This is a genomic window from Rhizobium sp. rho-13.1 (genome assembly GCF_007000305.1).
GTDB classification, from domain to species: domain Bacteria; phylum Pseudomonadota; class Alphaproteobacteria; order Rhizobiales; family Rhizobiaceae; genus Rhizobium; species Rhizobium rhododendri.
This window is the reverse complement of the sequence record NZ_SCFL01000001.1, coordinates 501,476-527,723: the sequence shown is the minus strand read 5'-3', so window position 1 is coordinate 527,723 and position 26,248 is coordinate 501,476. Positions and strand designations below refer to the sequence as shown.

Here is a 26,248-nt window from a genome sequence, read left to right as displayed (position 1 = left end):
TCGAACTGAGGCGTCGCCTGCGGGCGGCGCTTTCATCGCCTTGGAGGAGGTAGACCGATGATCCACAATCCTATTTTGCCTGGCTTTAATCCCGACCCGTCCATCTGCCGCGTCGGTGACGACTACTATATCGCCACATCTACCTTCGAGTGGTATCCCGGTGTGCAGATCCATCACTCGCGCGACTTGGTGAACTGGACGCTGGTGCGCCGGCCGCTCGAGCGACAGGCGCAGCTCGACATGCGCGGCAATCCGGACAGCTGCGGCGTCTGGGCGCCTTGCCTTTCCTATGCCGATGGGCTTTTCTGGCTGGTCTACACCGATGTCAAACGGCTCGACGGTAATTTCAAGGACGCCCATAATTACATCGTGACTTCAGAGACCATCGAGGGCGAATGGTCGGATCCGGTCTATGTCAATTCGTCGGGCTTCGACCCGTCGCTGTTTCACGATGCCGACGGTCGCAAGTGGTTCGTCAACATGCAGTGGAACCACCGCAGCGAGAGCTTCGGCGGCTCGCCGAAATCGCCGGCCTTCGACGGTATCCTGCTGCAGGAATACGATGCCGCCAGCAAGTCTCTCAAAGGCCCGATCCGCAACATCTTTGCCGGCAGCCCGCTCGGTCTCGTCGAGGGTCCGCACCTGTTCCAGCGCAACGGCTGGTATTACCTGACGACCGCCGAGGGTGGCACCGGCTACGACCATGCCGTCACCATGGCGCGCGCGCGCGATATCGCCGGCCCCTACGAACTGCATCCGGACAGCCACCTGATCACTGCGAAGGATCACCCGGAGGCAGGCCTGCAGCGCACCGGGCATGGGCAATATGTCGAGACCCCTGACGGTGGAGCCTATCACACCCACCTCTGTGGCCGTCCGCTGGCGCCCTTGCGTCGCTCCACACTCGGCCGCGAGACGGCCCTGCAGAAATGCGTCTGGAAGGATGACTGGCTCTATCTCGCAAACGGCACCGTGGTGGGCGACGTGGACGTTCCGGGCCTTGCCGGTGCTGTTCCCCTCGACAAGCCGCGACGCAGCGGCGCGAATTTCGACGGACCGACGCTGCCGGCCGATTTCCAGTGGCTTCGCACCCCGAGGCCGGAGCTGCTGTTCAGTCTCACAGAGCGGCCAGGCCATCTGCGGCTGTTCGGCCGCGAAAGCATAGGCTCATGGTTCGAGCAATCGCTGGTTGCCCGTCGGCAGGAGCATCATCGGTTCCAGGCGGAAACCGTGATCGAGTTTCTGCCGGATACCTACCAACAGGTAGCGGGCCTGACCCACTATTATAACCGCTTCAAATTTCATGCGCTCGCCGTGACCGTGCATGAAGAACTCGGGAGGTGCCTGACCATTCTCTCATGCCCGGGCGATTATCCCGAGGGACGTTTGAGCTTCCCGGTTGGCAGCGGCGTCGCCGTTCCCGATGGACGAGTGCAGCTCTCTCTCGAGGTGTGCGACAACGACCTGCAGTTCTACTGGCAGGCCGAGGGCATGGGCGCCTGGCAGGCGATCGGGCCGGTGCTAGACGCCGGCGTGATCTCGGACGAGGGCGGGCGTGGCGAGCACGGCTCGTTCACCGGCGCCTTTGTCGGCATGTTTGCCTTCGATCTCTCTGGTCGGGCGAAAGCCGCAGATTTCGACTGGTTCAACTACGATATCCTCTAGGTTGACGGACGTCGCGGGCCATGTTTGCCTGGCCGGCCTGCCCCATAGCGGGTCGCGCCTGACTGCATTGACAAAATTTAATATATTTGACCGCGATCCGTCACCTTTTTCAGGTAAGGCTGCGCGTCTAAAAGACGTAAAAAACTACGAGGAAAGCCCATGAAGAAGACGATCACCGCGCTGCTTGCTGCGGCGTGCCTGATTGCACCGCTGGCGCAAGCCCCTGCAGCCCTTGCCGCGACGTCATCAAAGGATGTTCATCGGCCTGTTCTGCACAAGGGGAGCTGGACGCGCGGCCATCGGCTTTCACCCTCCGACCGCAACCACGCGGTCCCCCTCGACTACACCCGCTACCGCCTGAAGACGCCGCCCCATGGTTATCGATGGGTCCGCATCGGTGGAAGCTTCCTGATGGTCGGCTCCACCAGCGGCCTCATCCTCAGCGTCGTGGCCGCGCGCTGAGCAGCGGCTGGATTGATCATTAACCACCTACCGTGAAACGAAAAATCCCTGGCTCATGACCAGGGATTTTTCAGTTTATGCGGGGTGCTGTTGTCAGCTGAAACGGCCGGCGGCGTGGGCGAGCATGGTGTAGACCTTGCCGGTGTCCGAGGTCAGGTAGGACTGGGTGACGGATTTGTCGCGGTCCGTGCTGGCAACGTCTGCGAGCAGCTTTTCGAAGTCGCCGATGTAGCGGTCGACGGCGGTGCGGAATTCCGGCTCGCGGTCATACTTGCGCTTGATCTCGTCGAAGGTCTGCTGACCCTTCAGCGTGTAGAGACGGCGGGTGAAGACATCCCGTTCGCCGCGCTGGTAGCGACGCCAGAGGTCGACCGATGCGTCGTGATCGATGGCGCGGGCGATATCGACCGACAGAGAGTTCAGCGATTCCACGACGTGACGCGGGTTTCTGGCATCGCCGGAGCGAGGTGCCTGGGCGGCGGTCTCGGCGGGAGCGCGCGGGGCGGGTGCGCGGGCCGGTGCCGTGTCGGCCGCGTCGTCGCGCGATGCGCCGCGCAACAGGTCGCTGATCCAACCGCCGCCGGCCTGGTCTTGGCGGGCAGGCGTCGTTGGCGTTGCTGCGGGCTGGCGGGGAGCCTGTGGTGCGCGGTCGGCAGCGATGGTGCCGCGAAGGCCCATCGGCTCGATAGGACGCTGCGGAGCGGCAGCTTCCGGCTGCTGCAGGAACTGCGGTGCAGGCTGCTGGGCAATCGGCTGGCGCTGCTGGGCGACCGGCTGCGGCTGCGTTGCAGCTGGCTGAGGCTGCGGCGCGACGGCTGCCTGCTGGGGAGCGACACGCTGCGGCTGGGCGGAAGCCCGTGTCACAGGCGTTGCGATTTCCAGCTGCTGCGACGAGCGCCCGACGATCTGCGAGATGTCCTGCAAGGCCTTGATCTGCTCGGCCACGGCGCGACGCATGGCAGCGGCGCTTTCCTTGGCTTCTTCCGGCAGGTCGAAGGCACCGCGCTTCAGTTCCGTGCGGGTGAGGTCGAGTTCCTTGCGGATATCGCCGGCCGAACGGCGGATCTCGTCGGTGGCCCCGGAGAAGCGGTCGATGGCTTCCTCGACGGCAACGCGCAGGGTTTCGCGCATGGAGTAGGCGGCATTGTCGGTCGTCTTGCCGGCTTCCGAGAACATGTTCTCGACATCCGACATCGACGCTGTCAGCCCGCCGCGCAGGCGGCTGGTGAGTTCGTTGGAACGACGCTCGGCATTTGCGAAGGTGCCCTCGATCGCATCGTTTGCTTCCTGGCCGGCCTTGGCGAGCGCATCGCGCATCGTCTCGGCCGTCTGCTGGGCGCGGGCTTCCGTCTCGGACAGCACGCGACCGATATCGGCGACGGAGGCCTGTACGCCCTGGCGCAGATTGCCCGATACCTGATTGGAACGCTGTTCGGCGCGGTCGAATGCGGTTTCGACGATGGAGCCGACAGCGCGCAGGGTCTTTTCGATCTCTTCCGAGCGCTGCACGAGCCCGACCGAGAGGCCTTCCAGCGCGCTTTCGCGCTCTTCCAGCGTCGACATCAGGTTCGACTGGGCGGCGCCCAGAAGTTGCGATGCCTGGGTCAGGACCTTGGAGTGCTCGTCGAAGCGGCTGATGATCCCGCCGACCTGCGACAGGGTGTGGATCGAGATGTCGCTGAGCTTGTCGATCTTGCCTTCGAGCAGGCGGGTCGAGGCGGAGACCAGTTCGGAAGCCTTGCCGGCGCTCTCGGCAAAGCGCGTGCTGGTCGAGCCGAGGCGTGTATCGACTTCGGCCAGATCGTGCGTGGCGCGGTTGAGCATGGCAACGATCGCCGAGTTGTTGTCGCCCAGCCGTTCGATGAGGCCGTTGACATTCGAAAGCAGGCTCGTTTCCAGCGCATCGACCGTGCTGGTGACGCTTTCCGTACGGGCGGAAATGGCGGCCAGCGTCTCGTTGGTGCGCGACGCAATGGCATTGACCAAGGCGGCATTCTCGGTGCGCAGGCGTTCGGCTGCCTGCTGGGCTGCCGCCGCGATGCGCTCGGCTGCCTGTTCGCCGGTGGCAGCGTAGGCGTCGACCACCGGGCGGGCCTTTTCGTCGATGATGCGTACCAGTTCGGCGGAGCGGCCGGCCAGCATGGAGTTCAGGTCGCGGCTCCGGTCGTCGAGGCTGTTGCGAATGGACGAACCGCGTGCTTCCAGCGCCTTGTCGACATTGGCAAGCGTCGCATCGATATCGCGGGCGCGGTCGTCGAGGTTGGTGCGGATGGCGTTGGTGCGTTCCTCGAGGGCTTCGCCGACGCGCGTCAGGCTGGAGGCAATCTGTTCGCCTGTTCCGGCCAGTGTGGAGCGCATCTGCTGGGTGCGGGCTTCGAGTGTCTTGTCGACATCCGAAAGCGTCGCATCGATGTCGCGACTGCGTTCGTCGAGGCTGGTGCGGATAGCGGTGCTGCGATCCTCGAGCGCGCGTTCGACGCGGGCCATGGTCGATGCAATTTCCTCGCCGGTGCCGGCAAGGGCCGAGCGCAGCGATGCGCCGCGGGCTTCGAGCGACTGTTCGACCTCGGAGAGGGCGGCAGACAGCGCCGTGACCTGGTTGCCGACAAGGCCTTCAGCCTCGGCAACCTTGTTGACGATGATGTTGCCGGCCTCGGAGAACGTCTGGGCGACGGCTGCCGCCTGGCCTGCGAGACGGTTCTGGGTTTCGGAGACGCGGTGGACGATGTCCTGCGAGCGCTCTTCCATCGTACGGGTGAAGTCTTCGCTGCGGTTGCCGAGGTTGTCGGCAAACTGCTGGCCGGTGCTGGCGAGCAGCTCTGCGGTGCGGGTGGCCTCGTTGTCCATGCCCTGCGCAGCGTCGGCAACTGCCGTGCGCAGCGTCGTTGCGAGCGCGGTGGCCTTGCCCTCGATGGTGCGGTTGACGGCATCGAGGCCGAGATTGAGCGCGCGATCCATGGTCGACAGGCGCTCGTCGATGCGGGCGGTACCGGTTTCCATGGCGTTGCTGAGGTTGGCAGTGCGTCCGTCGAGGGTCTCCGTCAGGCGGGCAGCTGCCTCGCTGGTGGCGCGGTCGATCTGCTCGACACTGCCGGAGAGGCTTTCCGCCAGCCGGTTACCGGCAGCGTCGACCTGTTCGACGACACCGGAGATACCATCGCGGATCCGGTGTTCGATGCCGACGAGACCGGACTCGACGCGCGAGCCCGTGTCTTCGAAGCGCGTCGTCATGCCTTCCACGGAGGCCGTCAGGTGCGACGAGAAGGTTTCGGCCGAGCGGATGATTTCACCGGCGGCGTCCTGGAACCTGCCGGCAATGGCGCCGGCGCTGCTCTGCAGGCGTTCCTCGAGCGAGCGGGCGCTGGTGTCGATGGCACCCCGAAGCGAGGCTTCGTGCTCTTCGAGGGACATTTCCATCATGCCGACGCTGGTGGCGATCGACGTGCCGATGGTCATGGCCTGTTCGGCGAGCGTACCGTCGATCTGCTCGTGGGCGTCGCGCAATGTCTGCTGGATGGCGTTGCCGCGCTGGTCGAGCGTCGTGCGGAGGCGCTCGTGGGCGTTTTCGAGGCTGTGGTCCATCTGCGCAAGTCCGGTGCCGATGGTGGCTTCCAGGCGGCCCGTGGTGTCGGCAAGCGCATTCTCGACGCGCGCGGTCGACTGGCCGACCACGGTTTCGAGGCGTTCGCCGCCGTTGTTGAGGACGCTGGCCAGCCGTTCGGTGTGGGCACCGAGAGCCTGGTCGAGGCGCTCGTGATTGTCGACATAGGCTGCCCGGATTGTCTCGGCTTCCTTCCCGAAGGTGCCTGCGATGCGGGATTCTGCGCCAGCAACGCTGTCGAGAATGGCGTTGGTGCGGGCTTCGAGCGCGCTGTCGAAACGGTTCTGGGACTCTTCGAGAGAGATGGCGAGCGCCATGGTCTTGTCGTCGAGAGCATCGCCGAGGCGGCTGTGGCTGCTGGAGACGACGGCATTGATCGCCTCGACGCTGACGCCGAGTGTCTCGTCGAGCAGGGCGTGGTTTTCGGCCAAGGTCTGCGCGAGGACGCGGGTTTTGTTATCCAGGGTTTCCAGCATGCGGTCGTGACCGCTGGAAACCGACGTGGCGATGGCATCGCCGCGTGTGCTGAGCGTATTTTCAAGCCGCTCCTGGGTCTCGGACAGCGAGATCGCCAGCGCCATGGCGCGTTCGTCCAGGGCTTCGGTGAGGCGTTCGCGGCCGTCGGAAACGGCAGCGGCGAAGGCGTCCGTGCGGCTGGTCAGGGTCTGTTCGAGCCGCTCCTGGGTCTCGGACAGCGAGATGTCAAGTGCCATGGCACGCTCGTCCAGCGCTTCCGTCAGGCGGTCGCGGCTGTCGGAAACGGCATTGGTGAAGGCATCGGTGCGGCTCGCCAGGGTCTGGTCGAGGCGTTCCTGGGTTTCGGACAGTGCGATGGCGAGAGCCATCGTCCGGTCGTCCAGGGCATCGGTCAGACGCTCGTGGGTCGTCGATACTGCGCCCAAAAGCGTCTCGGAGCGGCTGGCAAGGGTCTGCTCGAGGCGTTCCTGGCTATCGGAGAGCGAGATGGCGAGCGTCATGGTGCGCTCGTCCAGTGCGTCTGTCAGGCGTTCGTGGCTGTCCGAAACGGCGCTGACGATGGTCTCGGAACGGCTGGCCAGGGTCTGTTCGAAGCGCGACTGGCTGTCCGACAGAGCATTGAAAAGCGCGCCGCTGCGCTCGGCCATGACGGCATCGATCCGCTCGTGGGCGGAGCCGAGCGTCTGGGTGATTTCGCCGGTGCGCGCCGACAGGGTGTCGTTGAGCGCCTGCGTGCGGCCGACAAAGGCCGATGTCAGTTCGTGGGTACCGGAAGACAGCGCCGTCGTCAGTTCGGACGTGGCTGTTTCGATGACGCTGGTAAACTGTCCGGAGCGGGCGGCAAGCGCCTCGCTCAGTGCCTCGGCGCGACCCTCGAACGTGGCATTCAGGGTCTCGGTGCCGGAAATGACGGCCGACGAAACATCGGTCGTGGCGGCTGTCAGCGCCGATGTCAGCTCGGCTGAGCGGGCTGCGATGGTGCTGCTCAGTTCGTTGCTGCCTGTGGTGAGGGATGATGAGAGTTCGAGCGTGGCGCCGCGAAGTGCCGACGTCAGCTGCTCTGTGCGGGCGCTGAGGGCTGCCTGCAGCTCTTCGGAGCCCGTGCCGAGCACGGCTGCAACGTCGCCAGTCGCGCCGCGCAACGCAGCGGTGAATTCGCTGGTGCGGCTTTCGAGCGCCGAGGTAATTTCGGCTGCCTTCGAGCCGATGGCGCTTTCGAGCACCTCATGGCCGGTCGACAGGGCTGTGGCGAGTGCGAAGGAATGGTCGGTCAGCGAGGAGCCGATACGCTCGATGCTGGTGGTAAGGATGCCGTCCATGGCTTCCGAGCCGCCGGCCAGCGTTTCGTTGATGCGCGCAAGGCTTTCCATCAGCTTGCTGTCGAGCGAGCCGGCACGCTTGTCGAATGCCGTTGCGAATTCCGCGACACGTTCGTCGAAGCTTGTCGACACCTGCGCGACCGTCGACTGCAGACGCTCTTCGAAAAAGCCGGAGCGAAGGTCTAGGTCCATGACGGTGTCGTCGACACTCGACTGCAGGCTCTGGCGGAAGCTGGCTCCCTTTTCGTCAAGTGCGCTGTTGAGCTTTGCAAGCACGTTGTCGAGGGTACCGGTGATGCCGCGTTCACCGCTGTTCAGGCTGTCGCTAATTTCGCGGGTACGGGCGATCAGGGTTTCGTTCAACTGGCGGGCGCGGTCGTTGAGCGCGGCATTCAGCTTGTCGGTGTTGGCGTCCAGCGTCGAGGCGCGTGTCTCGAACTGGCTGAGAAGCTTCTTGCCGCGTTCGGACAGGGTGGTGGAGAGGGATTCCAGGCGCGTATCGAATTCCTGGTTCAAGGCGAAGCCGGAAGCACTCAGGTTTTCGATGAGGCTGTCGGTCTTGGCCGCTAGCAGCGAGCCGAGCGATTGCAGGGCTGCGTTCGACTTTTCCGAGAGAGCAGCGGCACGCGTGTCCATCAGGGTCGCGAAAGCTTCACCCGAGGTCGCCAGTCGAATGGCGATTTCCTCGGTGGCGAGCGACATGTCTTCCTTGATCTGCTCGTGGACGCCCGAGATCGACGAGCGGATCCGCTCGGCGTGATTGACGATGGCGTCGCGCTCGGAACCGAGTTCGTGGACGAGGCCGCGCACGCGCATTTCGTTGTCGGCATAGCTGCGCTCGAGCGCGTTGACTTCGGAATGGACGAGGGTCTCGAGTTCGGTGGCGCGGGCGATAGTGCGCTCGATGCCTTCGTTCATCGCGGAGACTTCGCGGCGTACGGCCTGGCCGACCGTCATGATGCGCTCGGAGGCGATTGTCTCGGGATCGGAGAGGCGCAGTGCTACTTCAGCCATGGAGCGGGCGGCGTTGCGCATGTCCTGGGCGCGCGACAGCATGATGGCAAAGGCATAGAACAGCAGGATCGGAACAAGGATCCCGATGATGCAGGCGATCACGCCAGGCAGGGCCACGAGTTCGGCGAGCGAGCGGATCTGCCAGATAGGCGGGGAATAGATGACGCTCGTCAGACCGATGCCGGCAATCAGCCAGATGACCGAGAAGATCGTCGCATTGCGGATGGCGCCGCCGATGGAGGCGTTGTCCAGCGAGCGCAGGATCGACTGGGGGCTGGCCCTGCTGGTATCGTTGGCGGGTTCGAACATCTGATTGCGAGGGGTATCGCCCGGTCGCCCGGCAGTTCCGCGGGCTGCGGCGGCCTTGCGAGCCGCTTCTTCCTTTGCCTGCCGTGCACGCGCATTCGAGGTCTCGGCCAAATCTGCCTCCGTTGCACGCGGCGCAGGTCCGGTGCGAGCTGGTATTCCGTCATCGCTGAAATCGATTTGCAGCGCTTCGTCCAAAGCTTTGAAAGCCTTGTCTTCAACCGACTCGCTGTATTTGTTGTTCGCCATACGGATACGCCTCGTTACACTCGTTCCGGCCGACCCTGCATTTCGAAAATCCGCCAAGATCCGATACGCAACATCTCGCCAGCCGTACTACCGATTTCCTTAACAAGGCATCGGCATCCACATTACAATCCGCGCGAAGTGCAATTTTGCACAATGGGCGGTACCAAAACATTACCACTTTCGGGGCGTCGGGCAAAGGCGACGCCGCGGCACGAAACACCAGTACCGTACTGACACATTAGCAGCACTGTTACAATTATGGGATGGCAAACGTCCGGAAGCGTTAGCGTGTTGTTAACACCTTTTAAATCAATGCATTGTCGAAAAGCCGATAATTTAACCGTGTTTAACGGTCGTTAACCATACGTGCATTTTTCCGCCTTCGTTGTGCCGGAATTTAACGGGATGGCCATGCCGCAGCCGCAAGGATGCAGCAACGCACCGACAAGAGACAACCGGAGAATGGGCCCATGGCCGCCTTGAACATCGCATTTGAAGCCCCTGACAACTCGCGCGGCATGGGGCCGTCGCGGGAAAAGCCTATCGATCTGGTCCATCTCGCCCGGCAGACCATGGGCGACAAGGTGCTCGAAATCGAGGTTCTGCAGATGTTCGCCCGCCAGGCACGCAGCTGTCTCCACGATATCGGCAGCGGCAATGCCGACCAGGTGAAGGCTGGTACCCACCGTCTGAAGGGTGCAGCAAGCGCCGTTGGTGCCTTCAAGGTAGCGCAATCCGCCGAGGCTTTCGAAGCGCACTCCAGCGATGCTGCCTGCATGGCGGCTGTCGGCACCGCCGTCGTCGAAGCGGAAAACTTCATTCTCAAGCTTTGCCGTTAAGCTCGGATTCGCTGCGCCGTCCCCATGAGGGACGGCAACATCGCTGACCGGTATCCGGCCGAGCCAGTGGCTTTCGGAGCCGGCGATGTTGACTGCTGTTTGGAATTGTTGGAAGAAAATCCGACCCTGACAAATATCACTCGCGGATTCCGGATTATCTTATGACCAAACTGACAATCGTTGCTTTCGACGGCACGCGTTTCGACTTCGATGCCGACGAGGGCTCGACCGTGATGGAAAACGCGGTGCGCAATTCCGTGCCCGGCATCGAAGCCGAGTGCGGCGGCGCCTGCGCCTGTGCCACCTGTCATGTCTATGTCGACGATGCCTGGATAGAGCAGGCGGGACCGCCCGCTGCGATGGAAGAAGATATGCTCGATTTCGCCTTCGATGTCAGGCCAAGCTCGCGGCTTTCCTGTCAGATCAAGCTGACCTCGGCGCTGGACGGCCTTGTCGTTCACGTGCCGGAGCGCCAAGCCTAGTCCTGCATCTCTCAAGGCGCCCCAAAAAAAACCTCGCCCATTTGCGGAGCGAGGCCAGGCGGGCGTATCGCCTACAGGCGAGGGAGGAAGCGCTTGCGGCTTCGGATACGCCGGGAGAACCCAGGAAAATGGGAACGCAATACCATCGTCGATGCTATACGTAAGATGATACTACATTACGGCTGTGGTAAAGCGTAAAGCCGGCTTTTCCCCTGCTATCTCAGCTACAGCGTGTCATATTTCGCACAGTTGCGGTGATCGACAGCGATTGTCGCGATTCTCTAAATATATGCTTTTAATCTATCTTTTCCGATTTTTCGCTGTGTCGTCGTTGCGCGAGGCGCTGCATGCGGATCTGGAAGTTTGTAGCCTCGACACGGTCGAACCGCGCCTGGTCCTGATCGTGCAGGACGGTATTGCGCACTGATTCGCCGCTGACCTTGTCTTGCAGCAGATCGCAGGTCCGCTCTGCTGGCAGCGAGAGGATGGCCTTCTCCAGGCTGCGCGCATGCAATCTCGCAATCTCGGCATGACGCTCCTCGTGGCGTTTGATGTCGGCCGATAGCCTGTCCCAGACAGCGGAAAGACGGGGCTGCGCGTGACGGCGATCCCGCCAGCGCGGCAGGATGACGACGATGTCAACCGTGACCCGGGCGCCGCCGATATGGCACCGGTCGCCGCTCTCAACATAAGTCGCCTGGCCACCGAAGCGGATGCGCGTTGCACCGGGATGGCGGCTGCTGGCGCCCATCGCCGCTGGGCCGCCGGCATTGAGCGCCTCGTCGAGTTCGTCGGCAGTGTCGCCGCTGATATCGAAATAAGAGAATGATTTATGCGCGACGACTTCCGCTTCTGCGCTCCGCAAGACGCCGCATGACAGCAAAACGGCGAGTGGGAGGCAAGCAAAGCGCGATGCAGTCGGCATTCGTGATCGGACCAGTTGAACTTCACGGAAGCTTGCGGCATAGCCACTGCGAGCGCAACATCGGGCGACGGTTTTTTTCAATTTCAACGGAGCGGACGTTCGTGATAGCGATGCGCGATAATATCTGGCATGTGGGCCATGGTCGTCGTCTTGATCTCAGCCGCAGCGCGATCATGGCGATCGTCAACATCACACCGGACTCCTTTTCAGACGGCGGCCGTTTCCAGTCCGTCGATGCGGCAGTCTCCCATGCGCTTGCCTGTGTCGCCGAGGGTGCTGACATCGTCGATATCGGCGGCGAATCGACGAGGCCGGGCGCCGAACCCGTCAGCGCGGCCGAAGAACAAGCTCGGGTGCTGCCGGTGATCGAAGCCCTGCGCGGCAACACCGAGGCGCTGATCTCCGTCGATACTTACAGGGCAGAGACGGCGCGGCTGGCAGTTGCCGCCGGTGCCCACATCGTCAACGACGTATTCGGGCTGCAGCGCGAACCGGACATTGCAGCACTTGCCGCCGAGAGCGGTGCCGGCCTCTGCATCATGCACACCGGTCGCGAACGCCAGAAGTTGGCGGATGTTATCGATGATCAGAGGGTGTTTCTCGAGCAATCGCTGGCAATTGCCGATGCTGCCGGGGTCGATCGCGGCAGGATCGTGCTCGATCCCGGCTTCGGTTTTGCCAAGGACGGCGATGAAAACCTGGAACTCATGCTGCGGTTTGCCGAGTTGAAGCGGTTCGACCTTCCGCTCCTCGCAGGCACATCGCGAAAGCGCTTCATCGGCCAGTTGACCGGACGGGAGGCCGAGGAGCGGGATGCGGGGACAGCTGCGACAACGGTGCTGCTCAGAATGCAGGGCGCAGCGATTTTCCGCGTGCATAATGTCGCAATCAACAGGGACGCACTTGCCGTCGTCAATGCTATGCTGGAGATGCAGGCGAAATCAGGAATAAAAACATCATGAGCGGTATCTACACCATCACCCTGCAGAACTGTGCATTCTTTGCCCGCCACGGCGTACACGACGAGGAGGAGTTTCTCGGGCAACGGTTCTTCGTCGACGCCGAACTCGACGTTGCCGCCGGCGAGGCGCTGGTGACGGATTCGATCGACGGCACCGTCAACTACGGCGTCGCCTTCACCGTCATCGAGGAAATCGTCACCGGCAAGCGTCGCTACCTGATCGAGGCGCTGGCGCTCGACGTGGCCAAGGGCCTGTGCGAAAAGTTTCCGCAGATCAAGCGCGTCAGGGTGACCGTCCGCAAGCCGAACGCACCTGTCCCGGGCGTTCTCGACTACGTTCAAGTGAGCATCGAGCACTTTGCCTGAGACTGATTTCTCCACAGCAATGCTCGGTCTTGGCGGCAATATTGCCGATCCGGTCCGGGCGATGGCCACGGCCCTGCAGGCCCTCGACCAGCGCGCCGATTGCAGCATCGTCGCGGTGTCGAAACTCTACCGCACGCCGCCTTGGGGGAAGACGGATCAGGCGTTCTTTTTCAACGCCTGCGCAGCGATCAGGACCTCGCTTCCACCAGAGACTTTGCTCGACGTCTGTCTCGATATCGAGCGCGGCATGAAGCGGGAGCGGATCGAGCGCTGGGGACCCCGGACGATCGACATCGATATCCTCACCTACGGGGCTGTCATGCTCGATACCGCAAAGCTGCAAATCCCGCACGCCCGCATGACCGAGCGCGGGTTCGTGCTGATGCCGCTAGCGGATATTGCAGCAGATCTGGTGGTGGCTGGAAACACCGTTACGGCGTGGCTTGCAAACGCCGACATCGGCGGCATCGAAGTAGCGGATGCAGATAGCGGCTGGTGGCAACGCAGCTAGCCAGCAAAAAGGCCGAGCAACAGCCCGGCCTTTTGAAAACTCCCGGCCTTTTAAAAACTCAACGTATGACAACGATTATTTGATGGCGCCGACGGTCATGGTGTCGACAGCCTCGCGCTTCAGGCTGAGGCCGATGACTGGGACCATCTGCTCGTCGACCTTGACCGAAATCGTCACGTTCATCGACTTGTCGTCCTGCAGGCGGGCGATCATGGCACCGTTCAGTTTCTGGCGGTTGAGGCCGACGACGACTGTGTTGTCGTTGACGGACCCCGAAGTTACGTCGAGGCCCTTGCCGGCGGCGCCGTCCAGGAACTTGCCGTTATAGGTGCTGCCGCTCTGTGTGATCTCGGCAGACATCGGCTGCTGGAAGACGCCGACGCGGCAGGTACCGTCGAGCTTGACGCCTGTCGCGGATCCCTGGCTTGGCGTGCCGATCAGATTGCAGGTGAATTTGGTGCCCTTGTATTTGCCGGCAACAATCTCGCCCGGACCGCGCCATGCGCCGGACACCGACTGGAAGAAAGCCTTGTCGCGGGACGAGGCATTGGCCGATTGCGCCCAGTCGACGACGGAGAGGGCCATGACGGCGAGGCCGCATACAACAATAAACTTACGCGAAAACATGGGCTTTCCTTGGCAAAGGTGTACCGGAAACTAAGCTCCGACTTTGCCTCAGAATGGTTAACGGCTGGTTTCTTTTGGGGTGCGGGCCTTAAAGAATGGCCTGTCAGGGCTGTCTTTTGGCCGCGCCGGGCGAGAGGTCGCCGATGAAGTCGCCAATGCCCGGGCGCTTGAGCGCCCTGAATGGCAGAGGACGGCAGAGATCCATCGCGGCAATACCGATGCGGGCCGTCATCAGCCCGTTGACAACACCTTCACCGAGCCGGGCCGACAGTTTCGAGGCCAGTCCATGGCCGACGATCTGCTGGACGAGGCCGTCGCCGACGGCAATGGAGCCGGTGACAGCCAGATGGGCAACGACATCGCGCATCAGTTTAAGCATGCCCAGTGTTCCCGGACGGCCGCCATAGAGGTCGGCCATAGCGCGCACCATGCGGGTGGATTCGAAAAGCACGTAGAGCAGGTCGACGATCGCACGCGGGCTGACGGCGGTGACGACCGAGACGCGCTTGGAGGCGGTAAGGATCAGCGCCCGTGCGTCGCGGTCCAGCGGACCCAGCAGTTCGCGCTCCGCAAGCGAAATCAGGCCCGGCGTATCGATGATATCGCCTTCCGTCGCCTTTAGTGCGGCGCGGCCCCTGGCTGTCGCAGGCTTGGTGGCAAACAGCGTCGACAGCCGATCCACCAGCGCCCGCGCTCGCGCCGGCTTTGCCTCCAGCGCGGCAGCCTCCGCGTCGGCGCGGATGGCGTGTACCGTTGCCAGCCGCATCATGCCGGCGATTTCGCGGACGACCATTCCGATCACCGCGAGGATGCCGATGCCAAGCACGGTCAACGCCGTGTAGCCCAGCCAGTCGGCGCGGGTGAAGAGATTGCGGATCAGCTCATCCGTCCACAGTCCGAAGGCGAGCGAAAGGAGGATGCCGAACGCACTGAGCGCCACCTTGGCAAAGGAAAAGCGCCGGCGGGGCTTGAGGCTCGGCAGCGTACCCTCGAGAGACGACGACGGATTTAGGAAGGGATCCTCCTCGTCAGGGGTCAGGATAACATCTGCATCGAAGCTTTGCGGACGGCGGGCGGGCATTGCCTGACGGGCATCGGCCTGCGGCTGTTCCGGCTCCATCGAGAAGGCTGCCGGACTGCGTGAGGAATGCGGCGGATCGTTTTCGATCTGTGGGGTCATGCGAGGCGGTCTCCGAACAGGAACTGCATGGCGCGGTCGAGCCGGATGTGCGGCACCGAGAGAACCACGCCGGTCGGCGAACGGTCGAGCAGCGGCGGCCGGAAGCGCACGACGTTGACATCCGGCAGCGGACCGGGATGGCTCTCGGTGCCGGGAAGCGCGAACAGTTGCTGCGGATCGAGCGGCAGGTCGCCGGGGAAGACGGCGGTATTGCGGACACCATCGAAGACGTCGCCATTGATCGTCTCGCCGGCAATGGGCGTTCCGACGATCACCGGGAGCACCTGTCCGTCGCGCGTCACCGTCGCCTCGCGGGTGGCCCGGATCGAGGCCAGCGCCATGACGTCGATGCCGGCACCGGTCATGCCGATCTGCTGGGTTGCCCTCTCGACGAGACGGCGGGTGAGGGCCTCCAGCCGGTCGTGGCTCTCATGGTGAAGATGGTCGGCCTTGGTGGCGGCAACCAGCACCCGGTCGATGCGACGGCCGACAAAGGAGGAGAGGAAGCTGTTCGTGCCGGGGCGGAAACAGGCCAGCACGTCGGCCAGCGCCCGCTCGAGGTCCTGGATCGCCTCGGGGCCGCGATTGATGGCCTGCAGGGCATCGACAAGGACGATCTGCCGGTCGAGCCGGGCGAAGTGTTCGCGGAAGAACGGCTTGACGACCACAGACTTGTAGGCCTCGTAACGCCGCTCCATCATCGCCCACAATGAGCCCTTTCCAGCCTTGCCGGGCGCAGGTGTCGGCAAAGGTGCAAAGGTCAACGCCGGCGATCCGTCGAGATCGCCTGGGAGTAGGAAACGTCCGGGTGGCAAGGTAGAGAGCGAGCGCTCATCCGATTTGCAGGCGCGAAGGTAGGCGGTGAACGCCTGGGCCAGGTCGCGGGCGCGCATTTCGTCGGCTGGAGACGCCGCATCCGTGGAGGCGGAGAGTGCCAGCCACTCCCGGGACAATTCGGCGCGGACGCCGGTTTGCGCCAAAGCCAGCGTCTCGTCGCTGAAGGTTTGGTAGTCCTTGGCAAGCAGCGGCAGATCGAGCAGCCACTCGCCGGGGTAATCGACGATATCGATCGACAGACGACCGGGGGAGAAAATCCGGTTCCAGCCGCTGGCACTCTGGTATTCCAGGGTAATCCGCAATTCGGAAATGGCACGCGTCGAGTCCGGCCAGATGCGGTCCTTCACCAGCGCCCGGATGTGGTCTTCGTACTGGAAGCGAGGGACCGCATCGTCGGGCTGCTGCTCGAGGCGCACGGCCGAGATGCGCCCGGACTGCATGGCCTCGAACAGCGGCAGGCGGCCTCCGTTCAGGAGGTTATGGACGAGCGAGGAAATGAAAACCGTCTTGCCCGCGCGCGACAGGCCCGTCACGCCGAGGCGAATGGTCGGATTGACGAGATTGGCAGCCCGGTCGGCGATATTGTCAAAGGCAATCAGCGCGTCGTCGGTGAAGGAAGTGAGGCTCGGCGGCAAAGCGGCATCCCTGCATTGAAGTCAATCGCAATATAGGGAGCGCTGCCGTGAAAAGAAGCAGCCTCCTGCCGCTCGCCGTCTATTCGCGAATGAAATCGCTGAGAATCCAGGTCGCCGTCGATCCGTCTGGACCCTGGATGGCGTCGAGGACTGCGAATCCCGCTGTCGGAAAGCCGCCGGGCAGGGATTTCTGCATCGCCTCATGGCCGATCAGGGCCTCCAGTACCTGCGAGATTATCGGATTGTGGCCGACCAGCATGATCGAGTCGCCGCCGGCCTGGGCCGACAGGATGTCCAGATAGGTCTCCTGCGAGGCGTCATAGAGCCCGTCCACATACTGGACCTCGGTGGTGGCGCCGATGGCGCGCTTGAAGGCATCCGTGGTCTGGCGGCAGCGCAACGCGGTCGAAGCAACCACCAGATCCGGCCTGTAGCCCTTGTCCGCAGCCTTGCCGGCGACGATTTCTGCCTGCGCAAAACCGTTGTCATTCAGCGCCCGGTCAAAGTCGCGCTCGCCCGGCTGCGCCTGCGCTGCCTCGGCGTGTCGCAGCAGGTAGATGCGGGACGGTGGCGGCAAAATACGGGTCATGGGGGTCAGTTCCATCGTGAAGTTTATCGATCGACCTTGCGTTCGCGACGCCCATCCGTCAACCGCGACATCCCAAGCAACGGCGAAAACAAAGCTTGGTCCACAGAAGCCTTATAGCTTCGGCTCAAAAGCTTCGCCAAAATAAATGATGAAAAATTAGACCTTTAGCCGTTTTTTATGACAGATTTAAAAATCCGATCAGCGGCTGTATTAGGCTTGAACCGGCACGGTCGCTTGCTGTATACCCCGCGCCATATGAGATGTTCTTCAGGAGAATCGCGTTGAGTGAGAAGATCGATCTTAGCAGCTACGTTCCCTCGGAAGACGAGGAGTTCATGAATGTACGGCAGAAGGCTTATTTCCGGTCCAAGTTGGTTGTCTGGAAAACCGATATCCTGAGAGAAGCGCGTGAAACGCTTGAGCATCTCGCTGAGGAAAGCGCCAATCACCCCGATCTCGCAGACCGTGCTTCATCCGAAACGGACCGGGCCATCGAGCTTCGTGCAAGGGACCGCCAGCGCAAGCTGATTTCCAAGATCGATGCAGCCCTTTCTCGCATCGACGACGGAACCTACGGTTACTGCGAGGAAACCGGCGAGCCGATCGGCCTCAAGCGCCTCGACGCCCGCCCGATTGCCACCCTGTCCATCGAAGCGCAGGAACGCCATGAGCGTCGCGAAAAAGTCTACCGCGACGAATAGGGATCAAGCGATCCAAATCTGTTAAGAAGGCACGACCCGCAACGGTCGTGCCTTTTGTTTTTTCAGCATCGGGTCGTCGTCAGGCCCACGCTTTATTTCTCGCGGTTGACGCTCATTTCCCCGAAGATGCGGGCAACTTCCTTCTGCAGGGCAGCGTCACCGCCGGTGATCGGCGCCATGTCGGGATCGCGGCGCTGCTGCGGCGGAACGGGCTCTGGACGTGGCGTCGGCTCGGGGCGGACGGCGGGCGGCGGTGCTATCGGCTGGACGATGCGCTCTGCCGTCAGGTTGTTGGTCATTTCCGCTTCGAGGACGCTTTCGAAATCGCTGCCGAGTTTTTTGGGTTGCGCGACCGCAGGTGCCGGGACCTCGTAGGATTCGCTGTAAGCATCCTGCGCGAGCATCGGCGCTGGGGCGGGAGGTTCTGCCTCGCGCGCAGGTGCCTGCCTGTTGTCCCTTGAGTGTTCCGTGGGCAGGACACGGCTGCGGGCGGCATCGAGAATATCGGCGGCGTCCAACTCCGCCTGTCGTTCGAAGACAACCGGTTCCACAGGCGGTGCCTGGACGGGGGCTGCAGCCGCAAGCGGGCGCTCGTCTCTCGGAGCCACAGAGGCGGCTTCGACTTCCGGTGCAGGCGCTGGCGCTGGCGGCGCGAACTGCTGCCTCGGCTCCGGCGCTGCCATCGGCGACGACACTGCGGGAGCCGGTCGTTCGATCTCGGTCGTTGTGACCGGCGGTGCGGGTGGCGGGGATGAGAGAGCAGCGGGCTCCCGGCGCCGACCGACGATAGGCGACGGTTCCGTCGAGGCTTCGAGTTGCCGTGGGGCCGGGTCCGGAGCCGTGATTGTTTGGACGGGCGGGGCGCTGGCGATGGGCTGGGCGGGCGCCGCAATCCTCGATGTATCGCCGATGCCGCTTTCGATGACGATATCGGTGGGGCCGCCGATCATGACGAGATGCTCGACGCCGTCGCGGCGGATGAGGACGATCCGGCGTCTTGCGTCGATGGCTGCGGCATCCAAAACCTGCAGCCGCTGCTGGCGACCCTTGCCGCCGCGCACGAATGGCGAGGGCGCCCGGTTGCGCACCAGCCACAAGATGGCGACCAGCACGAGAAGGGCCACCGCTACGCCGCCGGCGGCGACGAACAGGCGGCTGCCATAGGTTCCAGCGATCTCGTCCAGCATAGTTTCGATACTCCGATTTCAACGTTTACGTCATCTGGCGTGCGGCCCTGAAGCCGCAAGATTAGGCTTGTGTCAGGCGGCAATCATTGGGACAGGATCCCTGCCTAAACAAGATGTCATTGGCCATTCTGTGATGCCGGCACCCAAAATACCGTCGATGCCCGCATTCTGAACGATATTCTGAAGAAAGCTGGCGCAGTTCCTTGTGAATTCAAGCCTTTCTCCACCAAGGGCCGCTTTTTGCCGATGCCGCAACTTGCTAAGAAGGTCAAAGTCCTGATTCCAAATCCGTCAACACATTGACGGAATGCGGCGCGGGCCAACGAGGGGTTCATGACCAAGCTGCGTCAGTCCGACGAGTATAGCGTGCCGCTGGTCGATCGCGGGGTTCGTTCCGGTATCGTGCTTCGGATCATTCTTCTGGCGCTGGTGCTGATCGCAGCGGCGGCGGCATTCGTCGTGTTCAAGAACGAGCTCGACAACGAGATCGTGCTCGGCGCGCTCGGAATCCTCGCCATGGTCGGGATCTTCTTCCTGGTTTCGTCGATCATCGGTTTCGTCGAGGTGATGCCGCAGACCCAGTCCGACAGTCTTGCGCGCTCGTTCCTGGACAGCCAGCCCGACGGCACGCTGATCACCGACGACAAGGGCCGTATCGTCTACGCCAATCTCGCCTATGGCAAGCTGACCGGCGCCAGCAAGACCACCGAGGTCCAGTCGCTCGACACGTTGCTGTCGCGCAACCGCGAATCCAACCAGGCTCTTTACCGCCTGTCGAACGAGTTGCGCGAAGGCAAGGAAGGCAGCGAGGAATTCCGGCTGATGAAGCCGCTCGGTCCCGTCGGCTCCAGCGGCTCCGGCGCGCATTGGTACCGCCTAAAAGCCCGCCTGCTGCCACCGGGCCAGGGGCGCGGCAAGCCGTTGCACATATGGCAGATTACCGACATCACCTCGGAGCGCGACGACCAGGAGCGTTTCTTCAAGGAATTGCAGAACGCCATCGATTATCTCGACCATGCACCGGCCGGTTTCTTCTCGGCCGGACGAAAGGGCGAGATCTTCTATCTCAATGCGACGCTGGCGGAATGGCTGGGTCTCGATCTTACAAAGTTTACGCCGGGATCGATCACCGTCGGCGACCTCGTGGCCGGCGAGGGGCTCGCCCTGATCCAGTCCGTGCAAGCAGAGCCCGGCTTGAAGAAGACCGTTACCCTCGATCTCGACCTGCGCAAGGGCAACGGCCAGAGCCTGCCGGCCCGTCTGGTGCACAGCGTCACCTCCATGCGTGACGGTGCCCCCGGCGAAAGCCGGACGATCGTTCTCGGCCGCCAGAAGGATGATGACGACGACCAGTCGGCCTCGGTTGCGGCGATGCGCTTCACCCGCTTTTTCAACAATACGCCGATGGCGATTGCTTCCGTCGACGGGACAGGGCGTATCCTTCGCACCAACGCACCGTTCCTGAAGTTGTTTTCCAACGTGGTTTCGCGCGACGATATCGAGCGCGGCGCGACGCTGGAGACGATCTTCAGCGAAAGCGAGCGGCCGCTGCTGGCGCAGGCATTTGCCGCTGCCAAGGACAGGCAGGGCGATATTCCGTCGATCGATTCCCGCAACCCGAAGGATGAGACACGGCATTTCCGCTTCTACATCAATGCGGTCATCGAGCAGAGCGACGAGGCGCCGGAAGAGGCTGCCATCGTCTACGCCGTCGAGGTGACGGAGCAGAAGGCGCTCGAGGCGCAAATGGCGCAGACGCAGAAGATGAATGCCGTGGGTACGCTTGCCGGCGGCATCGCCCATGACTTCAACAATGTGCTGACCGCGATCCTGCTGTCGTCCGACCATCTGCTGCTGCAGGCGCGGCCGGCCGACGCAAGCTTTGCCGACCTGATGGAGATCAAGCGCAACGCCAACCGCGCGGCCGTGCTCGTGCGCCAGTTGCTGGCCTTCTCGCGCAAGCAGACGATGCGCCCGACGATCATCAACCTGACCGATGTCATCGGCGATCTCCGGATGCTCGTCGAGCGGCTGCTCTCGGGCACCCGCGTCAAGCTGGAGGTCGATTACGGGCGCGATCTCTGGCCGGTGAAAACGGATCTTTCGCAATTCGAGCAGGTGCTGATCAACCTCTGCGTCAACGCCCGCGATGCAATGCCGGACGGCGGTACGCTGCTGCTGCGCACCCGCAATGTCGCAGCGGACGACATGGCGGCCTTCAACTCTGCCTATCTGCCGAACGAAGACATGGTGCTGGTGGAAGTCACCGATAACGGCACTGGCATCGCGCCTGAAATCATGGACAAGATCTTCGAGCCGTTCTTCACCACCAAGGATGTCGGCAAGGGCACGGGTCTCGGGCTCGCCATGGTCTACGGCATCGTCAAGCAGTCGGGCGGTTACATCCAGCCCGATTCCGAGGTGGGAAGGGGCACCACTTTCCGCGTTTTCCTGCCGCGTCACGTGATGGATATCCTGTTGCCCGGCGAAAGCCCGCAGGAAGCGCCGCATGCGCCACCGATGGGCGAGGGCGCCGCACTTGCAGACGTCGAGCAGGCAGACCTCACCGGCAAATCGGCTGTCGTGCTTCTGGTCGAGGACGAGGAGGCCGTGCGGCGCGGCGGCAAGAGGATGCTGGAAACGCGCGGCTACACCGTGCATGAGGCTGGGTCCGGCGTCGAGGCGCTGGAAATTCTCGAGGAACTCGAAGGCAAGGTCGATGTCGTCGTCTCCGACGTGGTGATGCCGGAAATGGATGGGCCGACGCTGCTGCGCGAATTGCGCAAGATCTATCCGGATATGAAGTTCATCTTCGTCTCGGGCTATGCCGAGGATGCGTTTGCGCGCAACCTGCCGGCGGATTCGAAGTTCGGCTTCCTGCCGAAGCCGTTTTCGCTGAAACAACTGGCTGTCGCCGTTCGCGAGATGCTGGACAGCTGATCGGCAAGCGTGACGGTTCAGCCGCGTCGGGCGATCAGGATGCCGGCCAGCACGATGGCGCCACCGATGGCCTGCAGCGGGCCGATGCTCTCACTCAGCAGCGCCCAGGCCAGTAAGGCGGCGACCACCGGCTGCAGCAACAACGTCAGCGATGAGAATGCGGCCGGCAGGTAGGCGAGCGCATAGGTGATCGCCACCTGGCCGCCGGCATGGCTGATGAAGGCCAGCCCGATCAGCATGAGCCAGCCGAACAGGCTTGGTGGCAGCATGACGCCCTCGATCATGAGGGCCACCGGGAAAAGACAGATGGTTGCGGCGGCCGTGCTCCAGACCATGATCTGCAGCGTGTCGAACCGGGTTCTGAGCCTGCCGATCACCAGAATATATCCGGCGTAGAACAGCGCTGCGACTGTTGCCAGGCCATCTCCCCTGAGATCGCCGTTGGCAAGACCGGAAAGGCCGCCCTTCAGGGTGACGATGCCGACCAGCGCCGTTGCCAGCCCGAGCAGGAAAAGTGTGGTGATCCGGGCGCCGAGGAACAGCCAGCCGATGGCTGCGACGAAAATCGGCGCCAGATTGGCAAGCAGCGTCGCATTGGCAACGGATGTCATGTGGATGGAGAGGTGCCAGGTGACGAGATCCGTGGCGAGGAACAGCCCCGGCAGGACCAGCATCAAGCATTCCGACAGGTTACGCGGTTGAACAGCGGACTTCCGGCGGCTGGCGAGTGAGACGAGAAGTAGCGGCAGGAGCGCCAGCGCCACACGCCAGAACGCCGTGGCAAGCGGACCCACCTCAGACAGGCGTACGAAAATCGGTGAGCCACCGATGGCAGCGCCGCCAAGTATCAGGGCTGCCAGCGGTATGCGGCTGTCGCGTGGCCCTGCGTCGGCTAGAGGTAAGATATCTGGCACGGGAGGTTTCCTGCTAGCGTCCTGAAACGAAAAACCGCGCCGGAGACCGGCGCGGCAGCTTCGGTGCGCGACGTTTCTGCTTAATCCGCCAGAGCGACGGCGATTTCGGCAGCGAGCCGTGCATTGTTTTCGACCAGCGCGATGTTGGTTTTCAGGCTGCGGCCACCAGTGATGTCGAAGATCGTGCTGAGCAGGTAGGGCGTGACGGCCTTGCCGACCACTTCCTCGCGCTCGGCGCTGTCGAGCGCGCGCTCGATGTAGATCTCCATTTCCTCGCGCTCGATCTGGTCTTCCTCCGGCACGGGATTGGCAACCAGCATGCCGCCATCGATACCCAGCTGCTCGCGCATAGTCTGGAAATTGGCGATTGCCGCCGGGCTGTTCAGCGTCAGCGGGCTTGGCAGGCCGGAGGCACGCGACCAGAAGGCAGGGAATTCCGGGCTGCCGAAGGTGACGACGGGAACACCACGGGTCTCCAGGACTTCCAGCGTCTTCGGGATATCGAGGATTGCCTTGGCGCCGGCGCAGACAACGATGACGCCGGTACGTGCCAGCTCCTCGAGGTCGGCCGAGATATCGAAGCTGGTCTCGGCGCCGCGATGCACACCACCGATGCCGCCGGTGGCAAACACCTTGATGCCAGCCCGGGCTGCCGCAATCATCGTGGCTGCAACCGTGGTTGCCCCGGTGCGGCGCTCCGCAATTGCAAAGGCTAGGTCGGCGCGCGATACTTTCATCGCGTCCGTGGTCTGGGCGAGGCTCTCGAGCTCGGCCGGTTCAAGACCGATGTGCAACGTTCCGTGGATGACAGCAATGGTGGCCGGGACGGCGCCTTCCTCGCGGATGATCGCCTCGACGCTGCGGGCCATGTCGATGTTGCCGGGATAGGGCATGCCATGGGTGATGATCGTCGATTCGAGCGCGACGATCGGTGCGCCGCGTGCCTTGGCAGCGGCAACTTCGCTTGAATAGGAGATCGGCAACAGCGCGGAAAATGGTTTGGTCATGGTCTTGTCCACCTGAATTTGCGGGTTTGATGGGCGGGATGGGGCTTCATGACAGTATTTTGGGCGCGCCGACAAGGGCGAGAACCTGACGAAGATGCTCCGGCGACAGATTAGCGGCCGTTGCAAACGGCGACTGAACCGTGATTGCGGCCGCTGCAGCGCCGTGGCGCACCGCCTCGGCGAGATCGAGACCGTCCATCAGCGCCGAAAGCACCCCGGCCGCTAGCGAATCGCCGGCGCCAGTGACGTCGGCGACGTCGTCCACAGCTGGCGGCTCCAAGGTGAGGGTGATGCGGCCGTCAAAGGCGACGAGAGGCTGCTGCCCTCGCGTGATGACGCCACCCTTGAGACCAAGGGCCTGCAACTGGCTCACCCACTGCAGCGGATCGTCCGGCCTGCTGCCGGTGAGGGCTGCGGCTTCCGACTGGTTGAGAAACAGATAGTCGATATCGGCAAGGCAGGGTTTGAGGCGCACGACCTTGGCCGGGGAGATGGCAATGGCTGCCAGCGGCTTGCCGAGATCGACCGCCTTGCGGGCAATCGCAGCCAGTGTTTCGGCCGGCAGATTGGCGTCGAAGAGAATGAGGTCCGCCGATGCGAATGAATCGCGGATGGCGCGGATCAGCAGGCGGCGAGGGCTGAAGAGCTTGTAGAGCTCCATATCGGCCAACGCGATGACCAGGTTTCCGTCTTTTTCGATGATCGCCGTGTAGCTCGGCGTCGTGCGATCGAGAAAGACGAACGGGCGGTCGTCGACGCCAGCCTCGCGGGCGGCGGCCGCCACCATGTCGCCAAGAGCATCGCCGCCGCGAGGCGAGATCATCCGCACGTCATGGTGAAGCCGGGCGAGATTGCGGGCCGCATTGAAGCCGCCGCCGCCCGGTTCCTCGAACCAAGCGCCCGGATTGCTGGCGCCTGGATCGGTCTCTCCGAAGATGCGGCCACGCCTGTCGATGTGAGCGCCGCCGAGCACGAGAATTTGCTTAGACATACCCAGCCCCGGTCATTTCGAAAGAGCCGAATCGACCCGCATTTGCAAACCCCAGAAAGCCTGCTGAGGATCGCCTAAGTCTTTGCGGCAAAAAAGGAAAACAAATATAGAACAAAGGTCATTTTACCTTTTTGTTTCAATTATTTGAAGGCCCCTTGCGGAACCGGAACAAATCAAGTACAAAAACGACATCAACTGCTTCATTGCCTGTGCGGCTTCAATAACCTAAAGGTGGATCTCATGTCACAGAATAGTTTGCGGCTCGTAGAGGAAAAATCGGTGGACAAAAGCAAGGCGCTCGAAGCCGCACTCTCTCAGATCGAGAGGGCATTCGGCAAGGGCTCGATCATGAAGCTCGGCTCGAATGAAAGCATCGTCGAGATCGAGACAGTATCCACGGGCTCCTTGAGCCTCGATATCGCACTTGGCATCGGTGGATTGCCGAAGGGGCGTATCGTCGAGATCTATGGACCGGAAAGCTCGGGCAAGACGACGCTGGCGCTGCAGACCATTGCCGAAGCCCAGAAAAAGGGCGGCATCTGCGCCTTCGTCGACGCCGAACATGCGCTCGACCCGGTCTATGCCCGCAAGCTCGGCGTCGATCTCCAGAACCTCCTGATCTCGCAGCCCGACACCGGCGAGCAGGCTCTCGAAATCACAGACACGCTGGTACGCTCCGGCGCCATCGACGTTCTGGTCATCGACTCCGTTGCGGCCTTGACGCCGCGAGCTGAAATCGAAGGCGAAATGGGCGACAGCCTGCCAGGCCTGCAAGCACGCCTGATGAGCCAGGCGCTGCGCAAGCTGACCGCGTCGATCTCGAAGTCGAACACGATGGTCATCTTCATCAACCAGATCCGCATGAAGATCGGCGTGATGTTCGGGTCGCCGGAAACGACGACCGGCGGTAACGCGCTGAAATTCTACGCCTCGGTCCGCCTCGACATCCGCCGCATCGGTGCGGTCAAGGATCGCGAAGAGGTCATCGGCAACCAGACGCGCGTCAAGGTCGTCAAGAACAAGATGGCGCCTCCCTTCAAGCAGGTCGAGTTCGACATCATGTATGGCGAAGGCGTCTCGAAGACCGGCGAACTCGTCGATCTCGGCGTCAAGGCCGGCATCGTCGAGAAGTCCGGTGCCTGGTTCTCCTATAACAGCCAGCGCCTCGGGCAGGGTCGCGAGAACGCCAAGATCTTCCTGCGCGACAATCCGGAACTGGCAAAGGAGATCGAGACGATGCTGCGCCAGAGTGCCGGCCTGATCGCCGACAAGCTGCTGGTGAACGGCGGTCCCGATGCCAACGACGGCGACGTTGCCGCCGATATGTAACGGTACCGGCCGCAAGGTCGAAGGGTAAGTTCAAGCTGTCGGCCGCACGTCTTTCGGGATGTGCGGCCGCTTTCGTTCGTGCGGCTGGACAGGATCGAGAGCGAGCGATAAAAGCCAGTGGATTTTGTATGGGG

The 26,248-nt window shown here is 62.7% G+C and carries 20 protein-coding genes; 10 read left to right on the top strand and 10 right to left on the bottom strand.

The window, feature by feature from the left end; translation table 11 throughout:
• Positions 1–57: 57 nt before the first annotated feature.
• Together EQW76_RS02785 and EQW76_RS02780 are read left to right on the top strand one after the other, a co-directional pair.
• Complete coding sequence (locus tag EQW76_RS02785; RefSeq protein ID WP_142822887.1) at positions 58–1,665, top strand: glycoside hydrolase family 43 protein; 1,608 nt, start codon at positions 58–60, stop codon at positions 1,663–1,665.
• A gap of 159 nt (positions 1,666–1,824) precedes the next feature.
• Complete coding sequence (locus EQW76_RS02780) at positions 1,825–2,127, top strand: RcnB family protein (RefSeq protein ID WP_142822885.1); 303 nt, start codon at positions 1,825–1,827, stop codon at positions 2,125–2,127.
• Positions 2,128–2,220: 93 nt separating this feature from the next.
• Here EQW76_RS02780 and EQW76_RS02775 read toward each other — a convergent pair whose 3' ends face one another.
• A complete protein-coding gene (locus tag EQW76_RS02775) occupies positions 2,221–9,093 on the bottom strand; it encodes a hypothetical protein (protein WP_142822884.1) in 6,873 nt (2,290 codons plus the stop codon).
• Between the two features lie 470 nt (positions 9,094–9,563).
• On the opposite strand from EQW76_RS02775, the gene EQW76_RS02770 reads away from it, so the two are divergent.
• On the top strand, positions 9,564–9,932 hold the full coding sequence (locus tag EQW76_RS02770) for an Hpt domain-containing protein (RefSeq protein ID WP_142822883.1): 369 nt from the start codon (positions 9,564–9,566) through the stop codon (positions 9,930–9,932).
• Between the two features lie 161 nt (positions 9,933–10,093).
• Positions 10,094–10,414 carry a 2Fe-2S iron-sulfur cluster-binding protein gene (locus EQW76_RS02765; RefSeq protein WP_142822881.1) on the top strand — a complete coding sequence of 107 codons (321 nt, stop codon included), beginning with the start codon at positions 10,094–10,096 and terminating at the stop codon, positions 10,412–10,414.
• Between the two features lie 295 nt (positions 10,415–10,709).
• On the opposite strand, the gene EQW76_RS02760 is transcribed toward EQW76_RS02765, so the two are convergent.
• A complete protein-coding gene (locus EQW76_RS02760) occupies positions 10,710–11,339 on the bottom strand; it encodes a DUF922 domain-containing protein (RefSeq protein WP_142822880.1) in 630 nt (209 codons plus the stop codon).
• Positions 11,340–11,449: 110 nt separating this feature from the next.
• On the opposite strand from EQW76_RS02760, the gene folP reads away from it, so the two are divergent.
• The 3 genes from folP to folK are packed head-to-tail and all read left to right on the top strand — an operon-like array spanning position 11,450 to position 13,177.
• A complete protein-coding gene (gene folP, locus EQW76_RS02755) occupies positions 11,450–12,301 on the top strand; it encodes a dihydropteroate synthase (protein WP_224127696.1) in 852 nt (283 codons plus the stop codon).
• Complete coding sequence (gene folB, locus EQW76_RS02750; protein ID WP_142822878.1) at positions 12,298–12,666, top strand: dihydroneopterin aldolase; 369 nt, start codon at positions 12,298–12,300, stop codon at positions 12,664–12,666. Before folP ends, folB begins: the two co-directional genes overlap by 4 nt.
• Positions 12,659–13,177 carry a 2-amino-4-hydroxy-6-hydroxymethyldihydropteridine diphosphokinase gene (folK, locus tag EQW76_RS02745; protein WP_224127693.1) on the top strand — a complete coding sequence of 173 codons (519 nt, stop codon included), beginning with the start codon at positions 12,659–12,661 and terminating at the stop codon, positions 13,175–13,177. The genes folB and folK overlap by 8 nt, the downstream gene beginning before the upstream one ends.
• A 75-nt stretch (positions 13,178–13,252) precedes the next feature.
• Here folK and EQW76_RS02740 read toward each other — a convergent pair whose 3' ends face one another.
• The 4 genes from EQW76_RS02740 to EQW76_RS02725 all read right to left on the bottom strand — a co-directional run bounded on the left by EQW76_RS02740 (position 13,253) and on the right by EQW76_RS02725 (position 17,045).
• Positions 13,253–13,804 (bottom strand): hypothetical protein, encoded by a 552-nt coding sequence (locus EQW76_RS02740; RefSeq protein ID WP_111221855.1) that lies wholly within the window; start codon positions 13,802–13,804, stop codon positions 13,253–13,255.
• A gap of 103 nt (positions 13,805–13,907) precedes the next feature.
• A complete protein-coding gene (locus EQW76_RS02735; protein WP_142822876.1) occupies positions 13,908–14,984 on the bottom strand; it encodes a TIGR01620 family protein in 1,077 nt (358 codons plus the stop codon).
• A complete protein-coding gene (locus EQW76_RS02730) occupies positions 14,981–16,456 on the bottom strand; it encodes a YcjX family protein (protein ID WP_142822875.1) in 1,476 nt (491 codons plus the stop codon). Before EQW76_RS02730 ends, EQW76_RS02735 begins: the two co-directional genes overlap by 4 nt.
• Positions 16,457–16,535: 79 nt before the next feature.
• On the bottom strand, positions 16,536–17,045 hold the full coding sequence (locus tag EQW76_RS02725) for a histidine phosphatase family protein (protein ID WP_142822873.1): 510 nt from the start codon (positions 17,043–17,045) through the stop codon (positions 16,536–16,538).
• A 281-nt stretch (positions 17,046–17,326) separates the two neighbouring features.
• Between EQW76_RS02725 and dksA the strand changes: the two genes are divergently transcribed.
• Complete coding sequence (gene dksA, locus EQW76_RS02720) at positions 17,327–17,746, top strand: RNA polymerase-binding protein DksA (RefSeq protein WP_142822871.1); 420 nt, start codon at positions 17,327–17,329, stop codon at positions 17,744–17,746.
• Between the two features lie 92 nt (positions 17,747–17,838).
• Here the strand turns inward: dksA and EQW76_RS02715 are convergent, their stop codons facing one another.
• A complete protein-coding gene (locus tag EQW76_RS02715) occupies positions 17,839–18,933 on the bottom strand; it encodes a flagellar biosynthetic protein FliO (protein WP_142822870.1) in 1,095 nt (364 codons plus the stop codon).
• 333 nt (positions 18,934–19,266) lie between these two features.
• Between EQW76_RS02715 and EQW76_RS02710 the strand changes: the two genes are divergently transcribed.
• Positions 19,267–21,873 carry a PAS domain-containing sensor histidine kinase gene (locus EQW76_RS02710; protein ID WP_142822868.1) on the top strand — a complete coding sequence of 869 codons (2,607 nt, stop codon included), beginning with the start codon at positions 19,267–19,269 and terminating at the stop codon, positions 21,871–21,873.
• A gap of 17 nt (positions 21,874–21,890) precedes the next feature.
• Here the strand turns inward: EQW76_RS02710 and EQW76_RS02705 are convergent, their stop codons facing one another.
• The 3 genes from EQW76_RS02705 to EQW76_RS02695 all read right to left on the bottom strand — a co-directional run bounded on the left by EQW76_RS02705 (position 21,891) and on the right by EQW76_RS02695 (position 24,785).
• Entirely contained in the window at positions 21,891–22,787 is an 897-nt protein-coding gene (locus EQW76_RS02705; RefSeq protein WP_142822866.1) for a DMT family transporter, read from the bottom strand.
• A gap of 80 nt (positions 22,788–22,867) precedes the next feature.
• Positions 22,868–23,794 (bottom strand): pseudouridine-5'-phosphate glycosidase, encoded by a 927-nt coding sequence (locus EQW76_RS02700; protein WP_142822864.1) that lies wholly within the window; start codon positions 23,792–23,794, stop codon positions 22,868–22,870.
• A 46-nt stretch (positions 23,795–23,840) separates the two neighbouring features.
• Entirely contained in the window at positions 23,841–24,785 is a 945-nt protein-coding gene (locus tag EQW76_RS02695; protein ID WP_142822862.1) for a carbohydrate kinase family protein, read from the bottom strand.
• 240 nt (positions 24,786–25,025) lie between these two features.
• On the opposite strand from EQW76_RS02695, the gene recA reads away from it, so the two are divergent.
• A complete protein-coding gene (gene recA, locus EQW76_RS02690) occupies positions 25,026–26,114 on the top strand; it encodes a recombinase RecA (protein ID WP_111221865.1) in 1,089 nt (362 codons plus the stop codon).
• Positions 26,115–26,248: the final 134 nt, after the last annotated feature.

Excerpts from the sequence above, each read along its gene's own strand:
- EQW76_RS02765 (WP_142822881.1), top strand. The coding sequence starts at position 10,094 with ATGACCAAACTGACAATCGTTGCTTTCGACGGCACGCGTTTCGACTTC.
- EQW76_RS02695 (WP_142822862.1), bottom strand. The coding sequence starts at position 24,785 with ATGTCTAAGCAAATTCTCGTGCTCGGCGGCGCTCACATCGACAGGCGT.
- EQW76_RS02700 (WP_142822864.1), bottom strand. The coding sequence starts at position 23,794 with ATGACCAAACCATTTTCCGCGCTGTTGCCGATCTCCTATTCAAGCGAA.
- folP (WP_224127696.1), top strand. The coding sequence starts at position 11,450 with ATGCGCGATAATATCTGGCATGTGGGCCATGGTCGTCGTCTTGATCTC.
- EQW76_RS02740 (WP_111221855.1), bottom strand. The coding sequence starts at position 13,804 with ATGTTTTCGCGTAAGTTTATTGTTGTATGCGGCCTCGCCGTCATGGCC.
- folB (WP_142822878.1), top strand. The coding sequence starts at position 12,298 with ATGAGCGGTATCTACACCATCACCCTGCAGAACTGTGCATTCTTTGCC.
- EQW76_RS02760 (WP_142822880.1), bottom strand. The coding sequence starts at position 11,339 with ATGCCGACTGCATCGCGCTTTGCTTGCCTCCCACTCGCCGTTTTGCTG.
- EQW76_RS02770 (WP_142822883.1), top strand. The coding sequence starts at position 9,564 with ATGGCCGCCTTGAACATCGCATTTGAAGCCCCTGACAACTCGCGCGGC.
- EQW76_RS02785 (WP_142822887.1), top strand. The coding sequence starts at position 58 with ATGATCCACAATCCTATTTTGCCTGGCTTTAATCCCGACCCGTCCATC.
- EQW76_RS02715 (WP_142822870.1), bottom strand. The coding sequence starts at position 18,933 with ATGCTGGACGAGATCGCTGGAACCTATGGCAGCCGCCTGTTCGTCGCC.
- EQW76_RS02735 (WP_142822876.1), bottom strand. The coding sequence starts at position 14,984 with ATGACCCCACAGATCGAAAACGATCCGCCGCATTCCTCACGCAGTCCG.
- EQW76_RS02780 (WP_142822885.1), top strand. The coding sequence starts at position 1,825 with ATGAAGAAGACGATCACCGCGCTGCTTGCTGCGGCGTGCCTGATTGCA.
- recA (WP_111221865.1), top strand. The coding sequence starts at position 25,026 with ATGTCACAGAATAGTTTGCGGCTCGTAGAGGAAAAATCGGTGGACAAA.
- EQW76_RS02710 (WP_142822868.1), top strand. The coding sequence starts at position 19,267 with ATGACCAAGCTGCGTCAGTCCGACGAGTATAGCGTGCCGCTGGTCGAT.
- EQW76_RS02775 (WP_142822884.1), bottom strand. The coding sequence starts at position 9,093 with ATGGCGAACAACAAATACAGCGAGTCGGTTGAAGACAAGGCTTTCAAA.
- EQW76_RS02725 (WP_142822873.1), bottom strand. The coding sequence starts at position 17,045 with ATGACCCGTATTTTGCCGCCACCGTCCCGCATCTACCTGCTGCGACAC.